3 protein-coding genes are annotated in these 1,230 nt (G+C 61.4%); 2 read left to right on the forward strand and 1 reads right to left on the reverse strand.

Going from position 1 to position 1,230, the window contains the following annotated elements:
• Positions 1–264: hypothetical protein (locus ASD25_RS32750; RefSeq protein ID WP_235562922.1), on the forward strand; the 264-nt coding region annotated here is incomplete at its 5' end.
• Positions 265–305: 41 nt separating this feature from the next.
• On the opposite strand, the gene ASD25_RS28955 is transcribed toward ASD25_RS32750, so the two are convergent.
• Positions 306–812 carry a helix-turn-helix domain-containing protein gene (locus ASD25_RS28955; protein ID WP_056621577.1) on the reverse strand — a complete coding sequence of 169 codons (507 nt, stop codon included), beginning with the start codon at positions 810–812 and terminating at the stop codon, positions 306–308.
• A gap of 53 nt (positions 813–865) precedes the next feature.
• Between ASD25_RS28955 and ASD25_RS32755 the strand changes: the two genes are divergently transcribed.
• Positions 866–1,230: hypothetical protein (locus tag ASD25_RS32755; protein WP_235562923.1), on the forward strand; the 365-nt coding region annotated here is incomplete at its 3' end.

Here is a 1,230-nt window from a genome sequence, read left to right on the forward strand (position 1 = left end):
ATCTGTTCGGATGCCTCCTGGGCCATGGTCAAGGCCTCCGAAGATCCTGAGACCATCTGTTCGGATGCCTACTGGGCCATGGTCAAGGCCTCCGAACTATCGCGCGCCCGCGCGTGGAGTGAGCTCGAACCTCGTTCTCGGATCGAGTTTCTATCGCGCGCCCGCGCGTGGAGTGAGCTCGAACCTCGTTCTCGGATCGAGTTTGAGGCCTGGCTTATTGAGATTCTGAGGGCACGAGAGTCCTGCAGCGAGCTAGCCGCATGACCCCATCGCTCTCCCATACCCATGCGAATTGTCTTCGAACGTCACCGCGTGCCGCGCGACCCTCTCGGCCGACCGGTGACGGAGGGAGCGATCAGACCCAGGTCTCGTGCCCTCTTGATCCAGACGTCAGCCGTTTTCGGGCTGACCTGAAACCGCTCCGCGAGTTCTCGCCGTCCCATCCCCTGCCGGTTGAGTTCCGCGAGCTCCTCAGAGGATGGTCGATCCATCTTCCGCGGCGTATCCATAGTCACCGGGGCCCCCGGTCGATTCCTCAGTTCGCCCGCTCGAAAATCCTGAGCCTGCCGTGCGAGCTGCCGCAGCGGAACGCGATCCAGGATCGCCTGCGTCATTACGCCGCCCTCATCGAGCGGCTCAATAACCAGCCTCTTGACCGCCGGCTTTCCCGCCTCGGCACCCAACACCACTTCGTACCGCACACCCCTCGCCGGATCCTCGATCGTCACGACATCGATGTCTCTGTCCATCTCGCTCATTCCCACCCCGGTCGTACCCAGGCTGAGGATCCACTTTCTGTCCATCTCGCTCATCTACCGAAACTCTCACACTTGAAGTTTCTGTGTCAACTCGGCAGGCTGTTTACATGAATAGTTTCCAGGGAGGCGCAGAGCTCCGGCTCCTGCCAAGCCTCAAGAAGTCCGAAGGCCAGATCCTGCCCACACCCTTCACGACGAGCGCCTCAGGGCTCCAACAGTCATCCGTCTCCCCCGACAGTGAGGTCACTGGCAACCAAGCGGGCGACTCTGTCGACGTCTGGGCGGCGCTGGGTTCGAGCCGACCAGGTGAGGGGAGAGTCATTGACGCAGATGCGTTCCTCGCGTTGCAGAAGCAGAGCGTCGAACAGGCCCTCGCCGAAGCCTGGGACTTCTTGATGGACGAAGGCCACACTGTCGAAGATCTGCGAAATGCGTGCTCACGAGTCGGTCGCAATAACGAGCCGGCGCTAAT

Source organism: Brevundimonas sp. Root1423, from assembly GCF_001426805.1.